Here is an 8,260-nt window from a genome sequence, read left to right as displayed (position 1 = left end):
GGAAGACGGCGTGGGACGCCTGGATGTTGTTGCGGTGATGCGTGAGTGAGACGGCCGCAGGCAGTCACGCTGATCCTGGGTCAAAGCTGCACGCGCTGCCTTAGGATGCCTGCCGCGCTCAGCGGGGTTGACCGATGGCCCTGCATCTATTCACTACCAGCCAGATGCTGCCGAGGACATGAACAAACGCCGAGTTGCCTTCCGCCTGCCGCTGCTCGCAGGGCTGTATTGCCTACTGGCCGCGGGACCGGCCCACGCGCAGATCTGGTCGGCCGCACCCTATGCGGCTTCCGATGTCCCGCCCGGCAGGGAGGCAGCGGAGCGGTTCCGGAGCGCGGCCGGCGGGCAGGTCGACGGCAGCCCGGTGCCGATGCTCCGGCGCGGCGGTGCGGCGCCGCTTCCCCAGGATGCATCGGGCTTGGCGGTCCGCCAGAGGCCGGATCAGGTGCAGCAGGAGCGGCTTGCGGCCGAGCGCCCGCTGCCGCCCAACGACTTCCAGAAGTTCGTACTGGAGAGCACCGGGCATGCGCTGCCGCTGTTCGGCGCTTCCTTCTTCGCCGGAAACGGCGGCTTCGGCCAGACCCCGACCGCCCCGGTATCTTCGGACTACGTCCTCGGCCCGGGTGACGAGGTGCTGGTGCGGGGCTGGGGCTCACTCGACGTGGATGTGCGTGCCGTCGTCGACCGCAGCGGGCAGATCTACCTGCCGCGCGTGGGCGCTGTCAGCCTGTCCGGCGTGCGCTACTCGCAGGTCGAGGCCGTGCTGAGGACGGCCGTGGGCCGCTACTACAAGGATTTCCAGCTCAGCGCGACGATGGGCCAGCTGCGCGGCATGACGATCTACGTCGTGGGCCAGGCGAAGCGCCCGGGGGCCTACAACCTCTCCGGAACGTCCACCCTGGTGTCTGCGCTGTTCGCCAGCGGCGGGCCCAACCCCACGGGCAGCCTGCGTCAGGTGCGCGTCAAGCGCGGCGAGAAGGTCGTTGCCGAACTGGATCTCTACGCCTTCCTCGCGCGCGGCGACAAGTCCGGCGACATCCGGCTGCAGGACGGCGATACGCTGGTGATTCCGCCCGCGCGGGGCCACGTGGCCTTGCTGGGCAAGGTCAACGTGCCGGCCGTCTACGAGCTGGCGGCCCACGACACCATCGAAAGCATTCTGGCGCTCAGCGGCGGCCTGCCGGTCGTCGCCGATCCCAAGACGGCCTATCTGGAGCGGGTGGACCCGGCGAGCAAGCCGGCGCGCAGCGTCGATCGTTTCGCGCTCGATGCCCGCGCGCTGAAGACACCGCTGCGCAACGGCGACCTGCTGACCGTCTTGCCGTTGACCACCGAGTTCGGCAATGCCGTCACGCTGCGCGGCAACGTGGATCAGCCGGTGCGCCTGCCGTGGCGCGAGGGAATGAAGGTCCGCGACCTGATCCCCAGCAAGGCGGTCCTGATGTCGCGTGCATCGGTGCAGCGGCAGAACGAGGTGCTGCTGTCTCCCCTGGAACGCCGCCGAGCCGCCAGGGCGTTCGCGGCGACAGAGGGCCGCCCCCCGTCCGCCGGAAGGGACGACAGGCGGCCGTCCCGCGACGGCCTGCCGCAGGACGACGACCCGGACCTGTCTCCCGGCGACATCCAGCGCCGCGAGACGCGCCTGAACGCGGACTCGCTGGCGGAAAGCGTGGGCAACCTCGTGGACGAAGTGAACATGGAGTACGCCGTCATCGAGCGTGTGGACAGCAAGGACGTGAGCGTGCAGCTGCTGCCGTTCAACCTGGGGCGCGCGTTGTCCGATGCGAACAGCCCGGACAACCTGCCGCTGCAGCCGGGGGACATCCTCACGGTGTTCTCGGTCAGCGACGTGCGCGTGCCCCAGGCCAAGCGCCAGGTCTTCGTCCGCGTGGAGGGCGAGGTCCTGCGCCCCGGCGTCTACCAGATGAAGCCCGGCGAAGGCCTGCAGCAACTGGTTGCGCGCGCCGGCGGCCTGACGCCCGACGCCTACCTGTTCGGCGCGGAGTTCTATCGCGAAGAGGTGCGCCAGGCCCAGACGGTCAACCTGGACAGGACGGTGCGCCGCCTCGAGTCGGAACTGCAGTCGCGCCTGAGCACCTCGGCAGCCAGCGTATCCACCGGCCAGGACAACGCCACCGCCGCCCAGCTGCGCCTGTCCGCGGAGACCGCGGCGCAAAAGCAGAGCCTGGAGCGGCTGCGCAACCTCCGGCCCAGCGGCCGCATCATGCTGGGCCTGCCGCCTGACGCCGCTACGGCGAACGCGCTGCCGGAGCTGCGGCTGGAGGGCATGGACCGCCTGGTGATTCCCAGCCGGCCGGACTTCGTCTACGTGCTGGGCTCGGTCAACACGGAGGCTTCGCTGATCTGGCGCCAGGGCCGCACGGTGCAGGACTACCTGAACCTGGCCGGCGTGACCAGCGGGGCGGACGTCGACCAGCTCTTCGTGATTCGCGCCGACGGCAGCGTGGCCTCCAATGCCAGCCAGGGCTGGTTCGGCGGCGTGACGCGCACCGAGGTCATGCCCGGCGACACCATCGTGCTGCCCGAGAAGACCGACCACGAGACGGCCTGGAGCGCGTTCACCCGCAACGCCAAGGACATCACCCAGATCGTCTACCAGTTCAGCCTGGGTGCAGCGGCCATCAAGACGCTGCGCGATTGAGGTGAGCATGACGCAAGCGCATTCTTCCGTGGCCGTGGTGCAAGACAAGGCCCTCGATGACACCCGCGACCGCGGCGTGGGACTGCTGGACTTGGCGGTCGTCCTCGCGGAGAACCTGCGGCTGCTGGTGGGCGGCGCGCTCCTGGCGGGCATGGTGGCCGCCGGGGCCTCCTTTCTCATAACGCCCGAGTTCACCGGCCGCACCGTCATCCTGCCGCCACAGCAGCAGCAAAGCGCCGCGGCGGCGGCGCTTCAGACGCTGGGGCCACTGGCTGGGCTGGCCGGCGCGGCGGCCGGCATGAAGAACCCGGCGGACCAGTACGCCGCCTTGCTGCAGTCGAGGACCATCGCCAACCGGATCATCGACGGCTACAAGCTGCGCGACATCTACCATGCCTCGACCTACCAGGACGCGCGCCAGCGTCTGTCAAACAACGTGCGCATCAGTGCCGGCAAGAAGGACGGGCTCATCACCATCGAGGTGGACGATGCCGATCCCGAACGCGCGGCCGGCATGGCCAACAACTACGTCGAGCAGCTACGCCGCCTCACCAACGAGCTGGCGCTGACGGAGGCCCAGCAGCGCCGCGTCTTCTTCGAGAAGCAGCTGCGTCAGACGCAGGACCGGCTGGCCAATGCACAGCGCAGCCTGCAGGGCAGCGGTATCAACGAGGGGACCCTGCGCGCCGAGCCGCGCGCGGCCGCCGACGTCTATGCCGCCCTGCGCGCGCAAGTGACGGCCGCCGAGGTGCGCCTGCAGGCCATGCGCGGCTACGTGACCGAGGACGCCGCCGAGTTCAAGCTGGCCCAGGCCAGCCTCATGGCCCTGCGCACCCAGCTGTCCAAGGCCGAGGGCGCCAACCAGGACGCCGAGTCCAACGACTACATCAGCCGTTATCGCGAGTTCAAGTACCAGGAGACGCTCTTCGAGCTGTTCGCCAAGCAGTTCGAGGTGGCCAAGCTGGACGAGAGCCGCGAAGGCGCGACGATCCAGGTGGTGGACGCGGCGACGCCGCCCGAGCGCAGGAGCTGGCCGCAGAGGGTGCCGATCACCATCGGCGCCACGCTGGGCGCGGGGGTCTTGCTGTTCCTGTTCGTCCTGGTGCGCAACGGCATCCGGCACATCGCCCGCGATCCCGGCAACGCCGACGGCTTGCGGCGCCTGCGTGCCGCCTGGCGCCGGGAGTGAAACTCAGCCCGGCGCGGCGCGGGTGATCTCGCGCAGCGTGCTCAGGTAGCGGTCGATCACAACGCGCTCGTCGAACTCGCGCTCCATCTTCTCCCGCCCGCGCTGTCCCATCGCCAGGCGCTCGGGTTCGGACAGGGACAGCATGGTCGCCATGCTGTCGGCCAGGCTGGTGGCGTCCCGTACCTGGCACAGCAGGCCCGAGCATCCCGCGTCGACGGCATCGCGGCAGCCCGGCGCATCGGTCGTGATGACGGGGCGTGCCATCGCAGCCGCTTCCAGCAGCGCCCGAGGCACGCCCTCGCGATAGGAGGGCAGGACTACGCAGTGGGCGTCGGCTATGTGCTGGCGCACGTCGTCGCTCTCGCCCAGGTAGCGCACCAGGCCTTCGCGTTGCCAGGCCTCGACTTGCTCGCGCGAGATCGCCGTGCGGTTGAGGGTGTTGAGGAAGCCCAGCAGCGCGAACTCGGCGTGCGGGAAGCGCTGCCGCAGGATGCGGGCCGCCTCCACGTACTCTCCGACTCCCTTGTCCCACAGCAGGCGGCCGATCAGCAGGAAACGGAAGGCTGCGGGCTGCCGCGGCGGCGGCACCGGGGAAAAGCGGCCGAGGTCCACGCCCGATCCCGGCAGGCGTGCGGCCTGCTGCGGGCGTACGAGGGCGCGGCCGACAAAGGCGTCGCGATCCTCGTCGTTCTGGAAGAAGACGCGGTGCGAGCGCTGCAGCGCCAGGCGGTAGAGGCGTCGGACCACGCGGGTGAGCCAGGTCTCCTGGTGGAAGGCGGTTCCCAGCCCGGCGATGTTGTTGACCACCGGGATGCCCAGCGCATGCGCGGCCAGTGAGCCGTAGACGTTCGGCTTGATGGTGTAGGCCAGCAGCACGTCGGGTCGCTCACGCCGCAGCAGGCGGTGGAAGCGCCACAGCAGCAGCAGGTCCCGGCCGGGATGGGTGCCCATGTTGTCCATCGGCAGCTCGGCGTAGCGGCAGCCCAGGGCCGCCAGCCCGTCGGCGTATTCGTCGCGCGGGGCGACGGCCACGACATCGAAGCCGGCATCCACCAGCGCCCGGATCAGGCCCGCACGGAAGTTGGCAAGGTTCCACGCCGCGTTCAACGCGATCATCACCTTGCGTTTCACGCCTGCTGCTCCCGTTCGCTGGCCAACCAGGCCTGGAACATCAGCACGTCCCAGAGGTAGTAGTGCCAGTCGCGCTGCCCCGAGAGGTGCTGCGCCCATTTCTGGCGGATGGGCGCAGGGTCGAAGTAGCCTTCCTGGCGCAGGCGGGATTCGTCGAGCAGATGCTCGGTCCACTCGCGCAGCGGGCCGCGCAGCCAGGCCTGCAGCGGCACGGCGAATCCCTTTTTGGGCCGTTCGGTCAGCGAGCGCGGCACGTAGCGGTCCAGCACGCGTCTCAACAGCCACTTGCCCTGGCCGCCGCGCACCTTCAGCGACAGCGGCAGGCTCCAGGCGAATTCAGCGATGCGATGGTCCAGCAGCGGAACGCGGGTCTCCAGGCTGACGCCCATGGCCGCGCGGTCCACCTTCACCAGGATGTCGTCCGGCAGGTAGCTCATCGTGTCCATGGCCATCATCTGGTGCACGAAGTGCTCCAGCCGTGGCCATTGGCTGGCGTCGCTCAGCAGCGTGGTGGGCTCCTGCGTGCCCAGCACCACCTCGGCTGGCGCCTTCCAGTGGGAGACCATGCGCCGGTAGACCGCCCCCTGGTCCGGGGCCGTGATGATCTCGACAACCTTGCGTGCCTTCTCCGCTCCGTCGGACATGCCGGCCAGGCGGGCCAGACCATCCCACCAGCGCACGGGCGCCGAGGACAGCGCAGCGCCGAGTTGCCGGCGCATGCCCATGGGCATCCACGCCAGCCTGTGCATCAGCCGCGTGGCCGCGTGGTAGCGGTTGTAGCCGCCGAACAGCTCGTCGCCGGCGTCCCCGGACAAGGCTACCGTGACGTGCCGGCGCGTCATCTGCGCGACGAGGAAGGTGGGGATCTGCGAGGAGTCCGAGAACGGCTCGTCGTAGAGCTGCGGCAGCCGTGCGATGACGTCTAGCGCCTGCTGGCCGGTGACCATCAGCTCGGTGTGCTCCGTGCCCAGGTGCCGCGCGACGGCATGCGCGTGCTCGGCCTCGTTGTAGGCCTTGTCCTCGAAGCCGATGGTGAAGGTCTTCACCGGGCGTGCGGACTGGGCCTGCATCAGCGAGGTGATCAGCGACGAATCGATGCCGCCCGACAGAAAGGCGCCCAGCGGCACGTCGGCGACCATCTGCAGGCGCGTGGCTTCGCGCAGTCGGGCGTCGAGCTCGTCCTCTGCCTCGGCGGGGCTGCCGGCGAAGAGTGCGGCCTGGCCGCGTTCCGCGACATCGCGGGTAGACCAATAGACGGTGGGCTCGCCGGCCTGCGCGGTGCGGGCCGGCACCGTGACGAAGGTGCCGGGCAGCAGCTTGCGTATGCCGCGGTAGATGGAGTACGGCGCGGGTATGTGGTTGTGGCGCAGCTGCAGGGCGAGTGCGCCGCGGTCGATCTCGGGTGTGAAGGCCGGATGGGCCTTCAAGGCCTTCAGCTCGGAAGCGAATAGGAAGACGCCTGCGTGGTGGCCGTAGTACAGCGGCTTTTCGCCGAAGCGGTCGCGGGCCAGCACGAGCAGCCGTGCCTGCCGGTCCCACAACGCGAAGGCGAACATGCCCACGCAGCCGCGCAGCGCCTTTTCCACGCCCCAGGCTGCGCATGCCTCGAGCAGCGTCTCGGTATCGGACTGCCCGCGCCAGGGGACGCCGGGCAGGACGGGGCGCAGGCTCAGGTGGTTGTAGATCTCGCCGTTGAAGGCGATGACGTAGCGGCCGCAGGCCGAGGACATCGGTTGGCGGCCGGCCGGCGAGAGGTCGATGATGGCCAGGCGGCGGTGGGCCAGTGCCATGCCGGCGTCGGCATCTATCCAGCGGTCGCCGTCGTCCGGGCCCCGGTGCAGGAGGCGCTCGCCCATCGCGGTGGCCAGTCGCGCGGCCTGCGCGCCGTCCAGCGGTGCAGGCTGGAGGAAACCGGCTATGCCGCACATCAGGGCGTCCTTCCGGCACGCAGGTACTGCGCTTCGTACTGGCTGACGATGGCGGGCAGCGAGTAGCGGTCGATCACCTTCTGCCGCGCGGCGGCGCCCCGTGCCTGCCACGCCTCTGCCGGAAGGCCGAGGGCCTCGGCGATGCATCGTGCGAGCCCCGTCATGTCGCCCGGCTGTACGACCCAGCCGGTGTCGCCGACGATGCCGGCGCAGTCACCCACGTTCGTCACGACGCAGGGCACGGCGCAGGCCATCGCCTCGCCGATCGCATTGGGAAAGCCTTCGCCCCAAGAGCAGCAGACCGCGACATCCAGCGCAGCGGTCAGGCGCGGGATGTCCTCGCGCATGCCGAGCAGGTGGACGCGGCCATCCAGCCCGGCTTCGCGTATCCAGCCTGCCAGCGCGCCGTTGGACGAGTTGATGTCCGTGCCGGCGAGGAGGAAGGCGGCATCGGGTGAGAGCTGCGCGACTTGGCTGGCGGCCTGCATGAAGCCGCGGTGGTTCTTCAGCGGATCGAAGCGGGCGATCAAGCCCACCAGCCGCGCATGCGGCGCCAGGCCCAGTTCCTCCCGGACGGACGCGCGGGCAGGCGCATCCGGGCTGAAGCGCTGCAGGTCGAAGCCGTTGGGAATGACGATGAACTTTCCCGGGTCGAAGCCCACGCCCTGGTGGATCGCCACCGAGTTGCTGGAATTGCAGACGATGGTGTCCGGGATCCACCGCGACAACAGCGCGTTGGTCCGCACCGTCCACAGGGTGTGTCGCTTGTTCTTGTCCGGATCCAGATTGCTATGGCGGATGTTCCAGTACACCCGCGGTATACCGGCCACCCTGGCCGCCAGGCCGCCGAGCAGGTCGGCGTGGTACAGCCAAGTCTGCACGAGATCGGGCTTGAGCCGCCGCAGCGTGGACACGAGTTTCAGGAACTTGAAGGGACTGATGCGCCCCGGCGTCATGCCGCAGGTCAGCACCTGGACGCCGATTTCCTCCAGGCGCCCGGCCATGACGCCCCGGTCACCGAGGGAAATGACCGAATGTTCCAACCCTTTGTGCTGCATGCCGCTCAACAGCTTGAGCAGCATGATTTCCGCACCGCCGGAGTTGAGGCCGGTGATGATATGGACGATCTTGCTCAAGGCGTACTCGTAGCCGACGGGCGCAAGGCCAGCCGCAGGAACCCGATCAGGGTGAATGTGGCGACCGCGTACAGGAAATGGAAACTCAGATCCATGAGTTTGGCGGAAATGCCGATGTTGAATGCGGAGTAGGATCCGATTGAGAATATGCCGATGAGGTAGGAAACATGATTGGCATCGTGCCGTGCGCGATCCAGCCAGGTGGCGTAGAAAA

The 8,260-nt window shown here is 69.0% G+C and carries 6 protein-coding genes; 2 read left to right on the top strand and 4 right to left on the bottom strand.

The features are described from left to right. Positions 1 to 127 precede the first annotated feature (127 nt). Positions 128 to 2,662 carry an SLBB domain-containing protein gene (locus EPN98_RS23935; RefSeq protein WP_293365500.1) on the top strand — a complete coding sequence of 845 codons (2,535 nt, stop codon included), beginning with the start codon at positions 128 to 130 and terminating at the stop codon, positions 2,660 to 2,662. A 7-nt stretch (positions 2,663 to 2,669) separates the two neighbouring features. Next, positions 2,670 to 3,851: a Wzz/FepE/Etk N-terminal domain-containing protein gene (locus tag EPN98_RS23930; RefSeq protein WP_293365498.1), complete on the top strand. Its 1,182-nt coding sequence runs from the start codon at positions 2,670 to 2,672 to the stop codon at positions 3,849 to 3,851. A 3-nt stretch (positions 3,852 to 3,854) separates the two neighbouring features. Here EPN98_RS23930 and EPN98_RS23925 read toward each other — a convergent pair whose 3' ends face one another. From EPN98_RS23925 to EPN98_RS23910, 4 genes are all read right to left on the bottom strand, one after another. Next, entirely contained in the window at positions 3,855 to 4,982 is a 1,128-nt protein-coding gene (locus tag EPN98_RS23925) for a glycosyltransferase family 4 protein (protein WP_293365496.1), read from the bottom strand. Then, positions 4,979 to 6,910, bottom strand: a complete 1,932-nt coding sequence (asnB, locus tag EPN98_RS23920) for an asparagine synthase (glutamine-hydrolyzing) (protein WP_293365495.1) — start codon at positions 6,908 to 6,910, stop codon at positions 4,979 to 4,981. Before asnB ends, EPN98_RS23925 begins: the two co-directional genes overlap by 4 nt. Next, positions 6,910 to 8,046 (bottom strand): glycosyltransferase, encoded by a 1,137-nt coding sequence (locus EPN98_RS23915; RefSeq protein ID WP_293365493.1) that lies wholly within the window; start codon positions 8,044 to 8,046, stop codon positions 6,910 to 6,912. Before EPN98_RS23915 ends, asnB begins: the two co-directional genes overlap by 1 nt. Continuing rightward, on the bottom strand, positions 8,043 to 8,260 hold a 218-nt coding region (locus tag EPN98_RS23910), incomplete at its 5' end, for a hypothetical protein (protein ID WP_293365491.1). The genes EPN98_RS23915 and EPN98_RS23910, both read right to left, overlap by 4 nt.

This window comes from Phenylobacterium sp., from assembly GCF_004299445.1.
Taxonomy (GTDB): domain Bacteria; phylum Pseudomonadota; class Alphaproteobacteria; order Caulobacterales; family Caulobacteraceae; genus Phenylobacterium.
The sequence above is the reverse complement of the archived record's forward strand: the minus strand, read 5'-3'. Positions and strand labels throughout refer to the sequence as shown.

What these genes read in the sequence shown, in the direction of transcription:
- EPN98_RS23930 (WP_293365498.1), top strand. Translation starts at nt 2,670, where the DNA reads ATGACGCAAGCGCATTCTTCCGTGGCCGTGGTGCAAGACAAGGCCCTC.
- asnB (WP_293365495.1), bottom strand. Translation starts at nt 6,910, where the DNA reads ATGTGCGGCATAGCCGGTTTCCTCCAGCCTGCACCGCTGGACGGCGCG.